This is a genomic window from bacterium (assembly GCA_016873475.1).
In the GTDB taxonomy this organism is placed as follows: domain Bacteria; phylum Krumholzibacteriota; class Krumholzibacteriia; order JACNKJ01; family JACNKJ01; genus VGXI01.
Window position 1 is genome coordinate 1 of sequence record VGXI01000076.1, and the last position, 13408, is coordinate 13408.

Below are 13408 nucleotides of genomic sequence, written 5' to 3' on the forward strand. Positions count from 1 at the left end.
GGGGTGCTGAGTTCGTACTCGAAGCCAGGCGCCAGGCCGCTGACTTCCACGCTTGCGAAGGCGCCGATCGCCGCGCCCGCCGCCGTGAGCAGGGTGAAGCTGTCGCCCTCCTGCGGCAGGTAGCCCCCGGAGAAGTTGAGTTCCAGGATGCCGTCAAGGTTGGCCGTGTCGCTGACGGCCACGCTGCTGTACTGCCCGGGTTCGGTGCCGGTCAGGGTCATCGCGAGCCGGCCGCCGGCGCCCATCCTCAGGCTGCCGATGATCTCGAAGGTCGTGGTCCCCGCCTCTGCCCGCGCGGGCGGGCGCGGCGCGGCGAAGCGAGGATTCGGAGTGCTTACCGTGATCCCGGGAGCCACGACCCCATCGTTCTGGAGTCCGAGGAAGCCCACGGCCAGCGTGCCGGTGCCCTTGATCGTGTCGCCGGGAGTGGCGACGTAGGTTCCGTTGGTCTCGACCAGCGCGTTGTTCTTCATCACCACGAGCCCGGGGCCGCCGCCGTCGAACCCGACTGTCAGGACATCCAGCGCGCGCACCATGCCGCCGTCGACATCGAGCATGCCGCTTCCGCCCTGGCCGGCCCGCCCACCCAGCTCGATGTTCCGGCAGCGGAGCAGGCCGCCGCCGTCGAGGCTGATGCCGGCATTGTACGCGCGCCCAATGGCGCATAGGCCTGCCAGGGGATCCACCACATCCAACTGCGTCGAGCTCCCAATGTGCGCTTGACCCCAGAGGATCGCGGCGCCCTCGCCGTCCATGCCGAGGATCAGGTTGCCTTCGATGCCGCCCGTCGCCCCGCTCCACAGGGCCAGGAGATTCACGCTGCCGGGGCCGCCGACGAGCACGTCGCCCAGCACGTCGAAGCGCGAAGGACCGCCGTTCGGCAAGGTCCCGTCGACTCTGAGTCCGCCAGACTTGATGCTCACGTTCTGGTGGACGTAGAGCTGGCCGCCGTCGAGCACCTCGACGTTGCCGAACTCCGCATTCCCGATGGTCAGGCTGCCCTGCAGCGCCCACAGTGAGGACGGGCCGAGGCCCGCGCCGTCGATGATCACCTGCGAATCCTCGCTGGGGATGCCGTAGCTGACGAAGGCATCGTCCGAGTCAACGCGCGCGCCACCCCTGATGGTCAGGCTGGCCGAATCGCCGTAGCCCACGGCGATATTGCCCGTCGACCAGTAGGAGCCGTCACCGCTGACTTCCGCCCCGCCCCATGCGTCGGGCAGCAAGCCGCCGAGGCGCGATTCGGTGCTGCTCAGGTGGCCGCCGCCCGTCACGAACACCTGGCCCGGGCTCTCGTCGCCGACGGTCAGGCGCCCCGTGCCGGTCAAGCTGGTGCCGCTGCCCACGACCTGGAGATGCGCCGTGGGCAGGGCCGGTGGATTGGCAGGTCGCCTGCCGCCAATGATGGCGTGGGAGAAGGTCGCCGCGCCGGAGTAGACGTGGGCGGTCGCGTCGTCGTTGACCTCCAGGGAAGGCACCTCCGGCGAGTCGTAGACCAGGTTTAGGTCCATGTTGTTGAAGGCCACGGTGTTCGTGGAGGCGATGATCAGGCGGTCGATGGCGAAGCGGCTGCGCGGCGAGGCCAGCGTGCTGACGTCCACCGAGTAGCTGCCGCCGATATCGAAGATGGCGACATCGCCGGTGCCGGGGATGCCCTGCGGATCCCAGTTCGTGGCCAGGTGCCAGGAGCCCCCGCTCGGGTTTGCCCAGTGATAGCCCTGCGGCTCGAGCAGAAAGGCGCGCGTCTGGCCGCCGAAGGTGCCGAAGCCGACGACCTGGCCCCGCTCGTTGATGGCGCGCGCCTCGTTCAGGACCCAGCCGGAGTCCTGGGGGATCAGGTCGTTGAGGTCCCGCATCTGACCATTCGCCCAGATGAAGGCGCGCGAGTTCTGTCCGGTCGACAGCGCGCCCACCACCTGTCCCTTGTCATTGATATCGTAGGCGATGCTGTGCGTCCAGGTGAGAGCGCCTAGGTCTTGCATCGCGCCATCCCACAAGAAGGCACGATTCGTGGTGTTGTCGGACAACCGGGATACACCGACCACCTGACTGTTTTCGTTGATCGCCTCCGCCTCGCTGGAATCACCGCCCAACGTGCCCAAATCCTGCATCCCGCCGTTCTGCCACAAGAAGGCGTGAAGGTCCCCCGCGGCATTGTACGAGCCGCCGACGACCTGTCCGGCACCGTTGATGCCGAGAGCAATGCCGCCGGCGGGCCACACCGGGTCCAGGTCGCCCAGGTCCACGATCCCGCCGCTGCCCCACAGGACGGCGTGTCCCAATGCGTCAGCGTCCTGTGCTTGCCCCACCGCCTCTCCGGTGCTGTTGATCTCGTAGGCGAAACTGATCAGACCCCCAAGCGTGCCCAGGTCTTGCATGGTGTTGTTCTGCCACAGAAAGGCGTGTAAATCTCCCGAGGCATTGGCCGATCCGCCGACGACCTGACCGGCGTCGTTGACATCGTAGGCCCAACTGCCATTCGCACCTAGCGCGCCCAGATTGGTCATGGTCCCGTCATTCCACAAAAAGCCATAATAATTTGAACCGCTTTGGGAGACGCCGACGATCTGTCCGTCGTCGTTGATGCCCATGGCCTTGGTCGTGACTCCACCCAGCGTGCCAAGGTCGATGGCGCTGTAGGCGGACTGAGACCGCGCGGCCTGGTGCACCGGCAGCGGGTCGGCGGCTGCGACGGCAGCCGGTGTGGCCCGCGCGGCAGTCGGATGCGTAGACAGCAACGGCATCAGCACTAGCGAGAGTGTTTGGAGTCGCATATCCCTCCTTGGTCCCAATCCGGGCCGCAAGGCGCAAGCAGTGCCGCGCTCTATCGATCGCCCCGGGCATGCCCCTATCGACGGGCAGGCAATCCAAAGGCACAGGTACCGGGCAGAGCTCCCGCTCCGATCACCGCAGCAGTACGAGGCGCGCCGAGCGTTCTTCGCCGGCGGTAGACAGCCGCAGCAGGTAGATCCCGCTGGCGACGCGCCGCCCTCTGGCGTCGCGCCCGTCCCAACGGAGTGTGCGCTCGCCCGCCGGCTGGCGACCCGCTACGAGGCTGCGCACGAAACGGCCGGCGAGATCGTAGACCTCCAAGCGCGCATCGGTCTCGGAGGCCAGCGCGAAGCTGATGCCGATCGCCGCCGGAGCGGGATTGGGCCAGGCCTTCAGCTCACCCAGCAAGCCGCCAAGGGGAGAGGCACCCGGCTCCCCAGCCCCCAGGGCAGAGGCCAGGCAGAACTCGTAGACGCGACTCGCACCGGCATCGACGACCCAGAGCCGCCGACCGGCAGCGTCGATTTCGATGCCGCAGTATGTGAAGCCAGCGAAGCCGTCGGCAACCAGCGTGACGCTGCCGGTGGTCGGATTGATCCAACGCAGGCTGTTGCCGCCCTGCTCGATGACGTAGATGCGATCCATCACCGCGTCGTAGTCGATGCCGACCATGTTCGTGAGCGGCACGGAGAGCGTGAGAGTCGTCGTCGTGCCGTCCGGCGCGAGAATGGTGATCGTGTTCGGATCGACGGTGCCGGCCAGGTACACCTGGCCGGGGCGTCCGCTCGCGATGTCGCGGAAGTCCCGATCCCCCGGATGCGGCATCACCAGACGCTCGTCTTCTGCGACGGCGGCGGAAAAGGCCCAGACGTCGTCCTGCCCATTGTAGCCGCAGTCCGCAACGAGGATGTCGCCCGGATTCACGTTGGGTCCGGAAAAACCAGGGGGCGCGAAGCAGAGTCCGCTGGGATCGTCGTCACCGCTGTGGAAACCGGACACCCAGAGCGTGGAGCCGCTTCCCGACGCATCGTGGTAGATTTCGCCGCTGGTGTCCTCTGTGGTGAAGGCAGCGCCGCTGGCATCGAAGATGAGATGCGCCGGCAGCGCATAGGCAGCCAGTCGCATGCCCGCGGCGGGGCCAGCCAGAGCCCAGAGTCCGCCACATGATCCGGAGGCCGAATCGATGGTGCCGTAGAGCAGCCCATCGGCCGGGTTCAGGGCCACGGTCGAGATGCCGGCGAAGCCAAGAACCTCGCAGAGTTCTACTCCGGGATCGCTGACCACGATCGGCAGGTCCGGTGGCGGACAGCCAGCCGTCAAGCGGCCAAAGTTGTCGACGCCGATGGTCTCGGTGCTGTTGCTGAACTCCAGCTGCAAGCGACACTCGGAGACATCCATGAGCAGGGCATCCCAACTCCCGGCGGTGACGGTCCAGGCCGCCGCCGTCAAAGGGAAGGTAATGGTCTTCCACAGGCGGCCGATGGGGGGCAGCTCCGCGGCAGGCATCGCCGCCACCGCCGTGCCGCCAGGACCAGAGAGGCGGATGAATTCAGGGACATCGATCAAGGCACCGCCAGCGCTGAGCAGGCGCAGATCGATCGTCAGATAGCCGCTGCCACTCGGGCTGTACCAATTGCCCAAGAAGCCCGAGGCCACGTAGGCAGAGGAGACTCCGGATGCATCCGACACCTGGCAGAAGCCGCCCCCGTTGCCACCATCGCCTGGGTTCGTAGCACCGCCCGTGCTCGTGAAGGACCAATCGCCGAGGCCGGCCGCCGAGAAGGTCTTGCCCCGACAGGAGCTGTAGACGGGCGCCACGTGCCCACTCACGCGGATGTTGTCCAGGCGCACGATCTCCTACCCCGTGACGAATTCGCCAGCGATCGTGAGTGAGTTGACGTCCGCCAGCAGGCCGCCCCAGGTACCGCTTTCGAGGATCCAGTTGGCGGCGGCCATGCCGACGCGCAGATCGGTCCAAGCGGACTGCGGCGGGACGTAGTTCGCGATCGCATGCGCTGCGCCGCCCGGCCCAGCAATGCAGAACACGTAGGCCGCAGGCACGATCGCGCCGCCGCTCGTATTCTGGAAGAAGTAGTCCAGGCTGAGCGTGTCTGCGTTCGAAAGTCCGCTCCAGTTGCCGAGGAGGACCAGCGGAGCAATGGCCCGGTTGTCGTCGCCGATGGCCAGGTCGTTGACGGACAGACAGCCACCTGGATTGCCGAGGCCGCTCCAGGCGGCGGCGTTGTCGCCCGTAACCCGCCAACCCTCGAGCTCGGCATCGAAATCGGTCTGGACCGCTGCGGACGCCCAAGCCACCAGGCAGAGCAATGCAAAAAGGGGCGGGAGAGAGAACAAACTCAATACACGAACTGCTCACACCTGGTGCCGAACCATGGCTGTGCCTCCGCGATCGCAGGTCGGTATGGGCTGCGCTACTGCCCAACGTGCCCTGATTAGCTGCGTACCGATGCTGACAATGGGCCTTGCGCTCTCACGCGAGTCCGCAGTCCGCCTGAGGCGCCGCGGTCGACGGGCCGCCGAGCGCCGCGACGAGAAGCTGGATCGTTAGGACGCGGTCCACGGGAACTCCTGGTACGGAATGGCCGAAGCGGGCGCTGAAAAAGCCGAATCCAAGTGGCGGGCGGTTGATCCTCGGCAAGTCACTCGGGTCGATGCGTGAGGCTCGGGCCCGCCTGCGCATGGCCTCGCGAATGATTGCGAGTATGCGGCCGGGAATGGTTGAAGTCAATTGGTCTCGGCAATTGATTGGCTCGGAGTGCAGGACCACCAAGTCCAGAGATCCAGAGATCCGATACGGAACGAGCCGCACAGGCAATCGATCGCTTGCCCTGCCTCGGCTCGCGATGGTTCCTACACGCCTGCCGCGCCTACATCTCAGCATGATAGGGGCAGGCCGCGAGGTGCCCGCTGGCCACTTCGAGCAGCGGCGGCCTCGCCTCGGCGCAGGCCGGCCGCGCGATCGGGCAGCGCCCGCGGAAGACGCAGCCGCTGGGCTTGTTGATTGGCGTGGGCACGTCGCCCTCGAGGATGATCCGCCCCGCGCGCGTCTTGCCGGGATCGGCGAGCGGCACGGCCGAGAGCAGCGCCTTGCTGTAGGGATGCCGCGGCCGGTGGTAGACCTCCAGCGCCGGCCCCAGCTCGACGAGGCAGCCCAGGTACATCACCGCGATGCGCGTGCTGATGTGCACCACCACGCTGAGGTCGTGCGCGATGAAGAGATACGTGAGCCCGAACTCATCCTGCAGGTCCATGAGCAGGTTGATCACCTGCGACTGGATGGAGACGTCCAGCGCGCTCACCGGCTCGTCGGCGACGATGAGCTTGGGGTTCGTGGCCAGCGCGCGCGCGAAGCCGATCCGCTGGCGCTGCCCGCCCGAGAACTCGTGCGGATAGCGGTGGCTCTGCTCGGCGCTGAGCCCGACCTTCTCGAGCAGCCAGCCCACGCGCTGAAGGCGTTCGCGGCGACCCATCCCCCGCTTGTGCAGGGTGAGCGGCTCCTCGATGATCTGGCCCACCGTGAGCCGCGGGTTCAGCGACGAGTAGGGATCCTGGAAGATCATCTGCAGGTCGCTGCGGTAGGGCCGAAGCCGCCGGCGGCTGAGCGCGAGCAGATCGACCTCGCCGCGCTCGCTGGCGAAGTAGGCGTGACCCTTGATCGCCGCATCGGGCGCGGTGGTCCAGAGGATGTTGAGCAAGGCCCGCCCCACCGTGCTCTTGCCGCAGCCCGACTCGCCGACGAGCCCCAGCGTCTCGCCGGGTTGCATCGCGAAGCTCAGGTCCTCGACCGCGTGCACCTCGGCTTGCTTGCGCAAGAGCACCCCCCCGAAGATGGGGTAGCGCACATCAAGGCCCTCGACGCGGAGCAGCGGCCCGCTCACGAGCCCACCTCCGCGTCGACGAGATGGCAGCGCACGCTGTGCCCGGGGGCGACCTCGCGCAGCGCGGGCTCCTCAACTAGGCATCGTGGCTCCGCAAGCTGGCAACGCGTGCAGAACTTGCAGCCCGCGGGCATCTCGAGAATGCTGGGCACGGTGCCGGGGATGGTCGCGAGGCGCCGCTGCGTCTCGCGGTCGGGCCGCGGCAGGCTGGCCAGCAGGCCGATCGTGTAGGGGTGCCGCGGCTCGGCGAAGAGCGCGGCGACGGGCGCCACTTCCTGGATCACGCCGCCGTACATGACGATCACGCGCTCGCAGGTCTCGGCCACCACGGCGAGGTCGTGCGTGATCAGCAACACAGCCGCCTCGGCGCGGCGCGCCTTCATCGCGAGCATCAGGTCCAGGATCTGCGCCTGGATGGTGACATCGAGCGCCGTGGTCGGCTCATCGGCAATGAGCAGGGCCGGATTGCAGGCCAGGGCCATGGCGATCATCACGCGCTGGCGCATGCCGCCCGAGAACTGGTGCGGGTACTCGCGCAAGCGCCGCGCGGCGTCGGGGATGCCCACCTGCTCGAGCAACTCGGTGGCCCGCCGCCGCCGCTCGCGCTTGTCCAGCTTCTCGTGCTCGGCGAGGATCTCCTCGATCTGGTAGCCGACCGTGAAGACCGGGTTCAGGCTCGTCATCGGCTCCTGGAAGATCATCGCGACATCCTTGCCGCGCACCCGGTGCAGCGCCTCGTAGTCGAGCTTCAGCAAATCGCGGCCGCCGAACAGCACGCTGCCGGCGCTGATCTCGCCCGGCGGGTTCGGGATCAGGCGCACCAGGCTGAGCGCCGTCACGCTCTTGCCGCTGCCGCTCTCTCCCACCACGCCCAGCACCTCGCCCGCGTAGATGTCGAAGTCCACCCTGTCGATCGCCGTGGCCACCCCCGCCTCCGTGTGGAAGCGAGTCGTCAGGCCGCGGACCTCGAAGAGCTTGGCGCGGGTGGACATCAGCGCAGCCTCGAGAAGACCTTCGGGTCGAAGGCCTCGCGCACGGCCTCGCCGATGAAGGTCACCATGAGCAGCGTCGCGAAGAGCGCGGTGAGCGGGGTGAGGATCAGCCACCAGGCCGTGGTGATCTCGTCCATGCCCTGCTGCACGAGCTGCCCCCAGCTCGGCGTCGGCGGCGCCAGGCCGAAGCCGAGGAAGTCCAGGCTCACCAGCGAGCCGATGTAGCCCACCACCGCGAAGGGCGCGAAGCTGATCACCGGGGTGAGGGCGTTGGGCAGGATGTGCCGGAAGATCACCTGGCGGTTCGAGGCGCCCATCGCGATCGCGGCTGCCACGTAGTCCTTGGCCTTCTCGCGGTAGAACTCGCCGCGCACGTAGTAGGTCATGCCCATCCAGCCGAACAGGGTGAGCACCACCACGAGCAGCGCGAAGTTGGGCTGCAAGATCGAGCTGATGATGATCATCGTGTAGAGGAAGGGCATCGCGCTCCAGATCTCGATCAGGCGCTGCACGCTGATGTCGAAGCGCCCGCCGTAGTAGCCGAGCAGGGCGCCGATCGTGATCCCCACGACGTAGGAGACCAGCGTCGTGATCAGCGCGAAGCTGATCGAGATGCGGAAGCCGTAAACGAGCCGCGCGAAGACGTCCCGCCCGCGGTTGTCCGTGCCGCACCAGTGGGCGCGGCTCGGGGCATGCGGCGGCTGGCCGGGCAGCTCGAGCAGCGACTCGTTCGGGTGGTAAGGGTAGAGCGGCATCCACGCGAAGCCCTTGCCCTCGGCCTTGACCCGCGCCGCCAGCGCGCGGTAGTTCGGCTCCGCGCTGCCCTCGCCGCCGAAGAGGCTGTCCGGGTAGAAGTGCGCGAGCGGCGTGTAGGTCTTGCCCTCGTAGCGCAGCAGCAGCGGCTTGTTGTTCACGACCAGCGGCAGCAGGAAGGAGAGCAGGTAGGCGCTCGCGAGCAGCAGGAAGGAGTACCAGCCGCGCTTGATGCGCCGGAACTTCCGCAGCCGCTTCCTGAAGAGGCTGGCGCTGAGTTGCTCGGTCTTGATCTCGCTGGTCGCCATGCCGTCCTACTTGAAGCGGATGCGCGGGTCGATCACCGCGTAGAGGATGTCGCTGAAGATGTTGCCGAAGAGCCTCAGCAGCGAGCTGATCACGAGGATCCCCAGCACCACCGGGTAGTCGCGCCGGATGATGCTCGTGAAGCCGAGCAGGCCGAAGCCCTGGATGTTGAAGACCTTCTCGATCAGGTAGCTGCCCGCGAGCACCAGGCTGAGCAGGTGGCCCAGGCCCGTCGCGATCGGGATCAGGCTGTTGCGCAGCGCGTGCACGAAGACCACGCGCCGCTCGGAGAGGCCCTTCGCGAAGGCCGTGCGCACGTAGTCCTGGCCGAGGTTCTCCAGCAGCGAGTTCTTCATCACCACGGTGAGCGTGGCGAAGCTGCCCACCATGTAGGCCGTCACGGGCAGGATCGTGTGGTGGAGCTGGTCGAGGATCTTCGCCCAGAGGCTCAGTTGCTCCCAGCCCGCGCTCCTGAATTCCCCGAGCGGGAAGACGCTCCAGAAGCTCCCGCCGCCGAAGAGCACCAACAGCATCGCGCCCAGCGCCCAGCCCGGGATCGAGTAGCCGAGAAAGACCAGCGCGCTCGTCGCCATGTCGAAGCGGCTCGTGTGCCGGATCGCCTTGAAGACGCCCAGCGGCACGCAGACCAGGTAGCTCAGCATGAAGCCGATCAGCCCGAAGTAGATCGAGACCGGGAAGCGCTTGGCGATCACCTGCGATACCGGCTCGGCGTAGACGTAGCTGCGGCCCATGTCGCCGGTGAGCAGCCCGCTGAAGCGCGTCCAGGCGACGGTGATGCGCGGCTCCGGCTGCTTCGCCACGGAGTCGGGCGGCGCGACCTCGGTGATCTTCCAGCGCCGCGGCACCTCGCTCGTGTCCAGCGCGAGCCGCCAGCCCTCGCCCGCGGCGAAGTCGGCCTTCGCGCGCAGGCGGCCGGGGAGTTCGGTCCACACGCCCGGCGCGAGCGCCGTGGAGTCGACGCGGTTGCGCACGTAGACGCCCTTGAACTTGAGCCAGGCGACGATGACCGTCGAGTCGCTCGCCCCCGCTGCGGGCGGCAGCACCCCCGCGATCTCCCAGCGCTGGGAGAGCTCCGTCAGGTCCCACTCCAGGCGGTATTCGCTCGCGCCCTCGGCAATGGGTAACGCGCGCGCCTTGACGCCGCGCTCGACCTTGCTCCACTCGCCGGGCTTGAGCGTGACCGGGTCCATCTCGCGCGGCCAGAGGCCCAGCCAGCGCAGGTAGCGCACGGGCAGCGGCTTGTCGAAGCCGTAGAAGCGGCGCATCTCGGCGAGGGCGTCGGGAGGAATCTCGATGCCGCCGGTGGCGTCGCTCGTGCCGCCGGAGGTCTCCCCGGCCATCATCCCGGCCTGGAGCTTGAGCAGCTCCTGTTCGAGCGGCCCGCCCGGCACGAGCTGCATGATCGTGAACACCAGCAGCGTGATGCCGAGGAAGGTGGGCACGACGAGCAGGAAGCGACGGATGAAGTAGCCGGTCATGCCGCCTAGCCCTTCCCCAGCCGGCGCGGCCAGGTCCTGTCCTCGACCTCGCCCACGGGCAGGCGCCTCGCGGGATCGGCGATCGCCTCGCGCAGCGCCCGCTCGCGCGCCGGGTCGAGGTACCAGTAGGTCTGCACGGCGAGGTGGTCGCCCGTGCGGCCCAGGTAGCCCTCCGGGTAGCCGAACTTGTTCCAGAACACCAGGCGCTGGTAGGGCCCGTACCAGGCGAGCGCGTAGGGACAGATCTCCGAGAGCCGGCGGTCGATGCGCTGGATCAGGGCCTCGCGCCGCTCCTGGTCGTACTCGTGGTCGTAGACGAGGGCCAGCGAGTCGATCAGGGCGTCCTTGACACCGGTGATGTTGGTGGAGGGCGTCTGGTCGGCGACGCTCGAGTGGAAGCTGCTGTTCGGATTCGGCCAGAAGAGCCCGCCCCAGCTCTGGAAGGCGAGCTTGAAGTTGTGCTCCATGTTGTTCTGGAACTGCGTGGTCGCCGTGAGCTGCTTCAGGTTCAGCTTGATGCCCGCCTTCTTCAGCTCCTCCTGCAGAACCGTGTGGATCCTCTCCCAGCTCGGGCTGTCGAAGGTGAGTGTCAGCTCGATCATCTGGCCCTTGGCGTTCACCAGCCAGCCCTCGGCGTTGCGCGTCCTGAAGCCGGCCTCGGCGAGCAGGCGCTTCGCGCGCTCGGGGTCGTACTCGTACTTCACGTTGTGCGGGTTCTCGTACACGCTGGCCGGGAAGTAGGTGTAGAGCTTCTCGTACTCGCCATAGAAGAGCTTGGCGATCAGCGTGTCGCGGTCGTAGAGGTGCGCGAAGGCCTTGCGCACGCGGATGTCGTCGAAAGGCCACTCGCGCATGTTGAAGGCGAGGCCGGCCACGCCCTGCGTCTTCTCGTTGTGGATCTTCCGCTTCAGGCAGAGGCCGCGCTGGATCTCGTCGTAGTCGAACTCGTTCACCCACCAGCTCGCGCGGTTCACGGGGTAGACGTCCAGCTCGCCCTTCTTGAACTTCTCGAGCCAGAGCCGCTCGTCCATGACGACCAGCCATTCGATCTCGTCGAAGTTGTAGAGGCCCGCGTTCTCGGGGCGCGCGGCCCCCCACCAGTCGAGCCGGCGCGTCAGCACGAGGCTGCGCCCGCGGTCGATGCGCGCGGGGTCCAGCGCGTAGGGCCCGGTGCCGGGCAGCGGCGTGTACTGGAAGCGCTCGAGGTACTCCGCGCCCTCCATGCCGCCGATCACGTGCGCGGGCAGCACGCGCAGCGAAACGCTGAAGTAGAGGAAGTGCCGCCAGTTCTCCTCGGTGGTCGTCACGTGGAAGAGGTAAGGGCTCTCGGCCACGGGCGCCGTGAACTTGCCGTAGAGCAGGTTCGAGTAGGGCATCAGGATGCCCGGGTCGGTGAGGAGCTGCCAGGTGGCGAGCCAGTCGTCGGCGGTGACGGGCGCGCCGTCGGACCAGCGCGCCTCGGGATTGAGGCGGTAGCTGAAGGTCATCTTGTCGGCGGAGAGCTGCCAGTGCGTGGCGAGCAGGGGCACCAGCTCGAGCGTGTTGCCGTCCAGGGTGAGCAGGTTCTCGTACAGGAGCGCGGCCGTGGCGCTGATGAAGGTGTTGTTGGAGTCCTTGCCCACGTTGCGCAGGGTGGGGGGAAAGTCCGGCATCGCCAAGCGCAGGCGGCCGCCCTTGACGGCCGCCGGGTTGCCCGTGACCGTTGCCGCCCCCGTCTGCCAGCCGGCTTCGGGATGCGCGGCCACCCAGGCCTCGAAGCCGGGGCCGCCGAGTTCAGCGGGCACGCCGGGCACGCCCGGAGCGGCCTGGGCACGGGCGGCGCTGAAAAGCAGCCCGGCCAGGGCCAGGGCGGCGAGTCCCGCCTTCATCGGCGAGGGACCTCCTGCTAGGATGTGGGTTCTCGGAATCTACCGGAAGGGGCCCCGGCAGGTCAAATCGGCCGCGTCTAAGTGCCGATTCGAGCAGACCCTACGCAGGGGCCTCAGGAGCGTTGCATGGACTTCGAGCGCGCGCGCCGGCGCATGGTGGACGAGCAGCTCGCGGCCCGCGGCCTGCGCGACCCGCGCGTGCTGGCCGCGATGGCCGAGCTGCCGCGGCACCTGTTCGTCCCCCCCGACTGGCGCGAGCAGGCCTACGCCGACACGCCGCTGCCGCTCGGCCCGGAGGCGACGATCAGCCAGCCCTACATCGTGGGCCTCATGCTGGAGAAGGCGGAGCTGGTCGCCGGCGAGCGCGCGCTCGAGATCGGCACGGGCTCGGGCTATCAGGCGGCGCTCCTCGCCGAACTCGGCGCCGAGACCTACAGCATCGAACTCGATGCCCGCCTCGCCGCGCAGGCGGCGCGCGCGGTCCTCGCCGCCGGGTATCCCGAGGTGCAACTGCGCGTCGGCGACGGCCGCCTCGGCTGGCCCGAGGCGGCGCCCTTCGCGGTGATCCTCGTCACTGCGGCGGCGGCGGTCACGCCGCCCGCCCTGATCGAGCAGCTCGCCGAAGGCGGCCGCCTACTCATCCCCGTGGACACGGGGCCCATGGCAGGCGGGATCGAAAACCACCAGAACCTACTGCGCCTCCGCAAGCGGGCGGGCCGCCTCGAGACGGAGCGCCTGCTCGCCGTGCGCTTCGTGCCCCTGCGCTAAAGCCCCCTGGCGGCCTCGCCTCCGGGGCGCCGAGCCCATCCCGCTCGTGCCCTTACGCGGGCGGCCTACCTGACGACGAGCAGCTTACCCGCCTTGCGCACACCGTCGATCTCGAGGAGGTAAAGGTAGACGCCCGCCGGCAGCGCCTGGCCCCCTGCGTCGAGGGCCTGCCAGGGCAAGCGGTGCACCCCAGCGCTCAGGCGCTCCCCGGCCAGCAGCGTCGCTAGCCTCCGGCCGTTCACATCGTAAACGGTCGCCGAGACCTCGCTCGCCGCAGGCAGAGAGAAGACGATCTGCGTTTGGGGCGCGAAGGGATTCGGGTAGTTGCCCAGGAGCGCTGGACCTGTCCCCGGCAGCTCAGCTTCGGCTCCCACGACTTCGCAGCCTTCGCCGTAGGCTCCCATCACGACGCCGCAGTCGTTGCCCGCCGGCAGGCAGGGCGAGGAAGCCTCCAGCGTGAAGGCGAAGGTGGGGTCGTTGATCGCGCCGCAGAAGAGCGGGTCCGCTGAGACGTTGCCGTTGATTCCAGTCTGGTCGCCGATCTCGAGGGG

At 68.1% G+C, this 13408-nt stretch carries 10 protein-coding genes; 1 reads left to right on the forward strand and 9 read right to left on the reverse strand.

Translation table 11 applies throughout. The features are described from left to right. From FJ251_07910 to FJ251_07945, 8 genes are all read right to left on the reverse strand, one after another. The coding region (locus FJ251_07910) for a DUF3466 family protein (protein ID MBM4117659.1) at positions 1-2774 on the reverse strand (2774 nt) is incomplete at its 3' end. 130 nt (positions 2775-2904) lie between these two features. Beyond that, a complete protein-coding gene (locus tag FJ251_07915; GenBank protein MBM4117660.1) occupies positions 2905-4623 on the reverse strand; it encodes a T9SS type A sorting domain-containing protein in 1719 nt (572 codons plus the stop codon). A gap of 6 nt (positions 4624-4629) precedes the next feature. After that, the gene (locus FJ251_07920) at positions 4630-5127 is read right to left on the reverse strand and encodes a hypothetical protein (protein ID MBM4117661.1); all 498 of its coding nucleotides are present in this window, start codon (positions 5125-5127) and stop codon (positions 4630-4632) included. A 533-nt stretch (positions 5128-5660) separates the two neighbouring features. Then, the gene (locus FJ251_07925) at positions 5661-6671 is read right to left on the reverse strand and encodes an ATP-binding cassette domain-containing protein (protein ID MBM4117662.1); all 1011 of its coding nucleotides are present in this window, start codon (positions 6669-6671) and stop codon (positions 5661-5663) included. Then, positions 6668-7663, reverse strand: coding sequence for an ABC transporter ATP-binding protein (locus FJ251_07930; GenBank protein MBM4117663.1), 996 nt, complete (start codon positions 7661-7663; stop codon positions 6668-6670). The genes FJ251_07925 and FJ251_07930 overlap by 4 nt, the downstream gene beginning before the upstream one ends. Continuing rightward, positions 7663-8724, reverse strand: coding sequence for an ABC transporter permease subunit (locus FJ251_07935; GenBank protein ID MBM4117664.1), 1062 nt, complete (start codon positions 8722-8724; stop codon positions 7663-7665). The genes FJ251_07930 and FJ251_07935 overlap by 1 nt, the downstream gene beginning before the upstream one ends. Before the next feature lie 6 nt (positions 8725-8730). Then, the gene (locus FJ251_07940) at positions 8731-10221 is read right to left on the reverse strand and encodes an ABC transporter permease subunit (protein ID MBM4117665.1); all 1491 of its coding nucleotides are present in this window, start codon (positions 10219-10221) and stop codon (positions 8731-8733) included. Positions 10222-10226: 5 nt separating this feature from the next. Beyond that, positions 10227-12089 carry an ABC transporter substrate-binding protein gene (locus tag FJ251_07945; protein ID MBM4117666.1) on the reverse strand — a complete coding sequence of 621 codons (1863 nt, stop codon included), beginning with the start codon at positions 12087-12089 and terminating at the stop codon, positions 10227-10229. Between the two features lie 126 nt (positions 12090-12215). Between FJ251_07945 and FJ251_07950 the strand changes: the two genes are divergently transcribed. Then, on the forward strand, positions 12216-12857 hold the full coding sequence (locus tag FJ251_07950; GenBank protein MBM4117667.1) for a protein-L-isoaspartate(D-aspartate) O-methyltransferase: 642 nt from the start codon (positions 12216-12218) through the stop codon (positions 12855-12857). A 65-nt stretch (positions 12858-12922) separates the two neighbouring features. Here FJ251_07950 and FJ251_07955 read toward each other — a convergent pair. After that, the coding region (locus tag FJ251_07955; GenBank protein ID MBM4117668.1) for a T9SS type A sorting domain-containing protein at positions 12923-13408 on the reverse strand (486 nt) is incomplete at its 5' end.

Coding starts and splice junctions, on each gene's coding strand:
- FJ251_07930 (MBM4117663.1), bottom strand. CDS start 7,663: ATGTCCACCCGCGCCAAGCTCTTCGAGGTCCGCGGCCTGACGACTCGC.
- FJ251_07935 (MBM4117664.1), bottom strand. CDS start 8,724: ATGGCGACCAGCGAGATCAAGACCGAGCAACTCAGCGCCAGCCTCTTC.
- FJ251_07940 (MBM4117665.1), bottom strand. CDS start 10,221: ATGACCGGCTACTTCATCCGTCGCTTCCTGCTCGTCGTGCCCACCTTC.
- FJ251_07945 (MBM4117666.1), bottom strand. CDS start 12,089: ATGAAGGCGGGACTCGCCGCCCTGGCCCTGGCCGGGCTGCTTTTCAGC.
- FJ251_07950 (MBM4117667.1), top strand. CDS start 12,216: ATGGACTTCGAGCGCGCGCGCCGGCGCATGGTGGACGAGCAGCTCGCG.